This window comes from Colwellia sp. BRX10-1 (genome assembly GCF_014077545.1).
In the GTDB taxonomy this organism is placed as follows: domain Bacteria; phylum Pseudomonadota; class Gammaproteobacteria; order Enterobacterales; family Alteromonadaceae; genus Colwellia_A.
Genome location: NZ_JACGWC010000094.1, coordinates 1 through 630, shown reverse-complemented (window position 1 = coordinate 630; position 630 = coordinate 1). Strand labels below are relative to the sequence as shown.

Annotated in this window: 1 protein-coding gene; it reads left to right on the top strand. The window is 43.2% G+C overall.

All coding sequences use genetic code 11. The features are described 5' to 3' along the window. Positions 1-630 (top strand): tandem-95 repeat protein (locus tag H4J75_RS19680; protein WP_182223066.1); only part of this gene is annotated, 630 nt, incomplete at both ends.

Sequence of the window (630 nt, the reverse complement as noted above, 5' to 3'; positions counted from 1 at the left end):
GAAACTGTTTCTGTCGTAGAAGATACAACCGCCACAGGCAATGTGTTAGATAATGCAGCAACTGCAGATGGACCGTTAACCGTAACGAGTTTTACTGTTGATGGGAATACGTATAATGCAGGTGACACGGTTACTCTTGCGGAAGGCGAACTCACTTTAAATGCAGATGGTAGTTATACTTTTATACCGAATGATAATTTCAACGGTGCTGTACCCGTTATTACATATACTGTCACAGATGGTGCCGGTGATACCGAAAGTTCTACGCTAACAATTTCAGTGACACCAGTTTCTGATCTAAGTGACGATAATGAAACCGTAAGTGTCGCAGAAGATACAACCGCCACAGGCAATGTGTTAGACAATGCAGAAACAGCAGATGGTCCACTCACGGTAACCAGCTTTACGGTTGATGGGAATACGTATAATGCAGGTGATACAGTTACTCTCACTGAAGGTGATCTCACCTTAAATGCAGACGGTAGCTATACCTTCACACCAAATGACAACTTTAATGGTGCTGTGCCAGTGATCAGCTACACCGTTACTGATGGTGCCGGTGATACCGAAAGTTCTACCTTAACAATTTCAGTAACACCAGTTTCTGATCTGAGCGATGATAATGAGAAC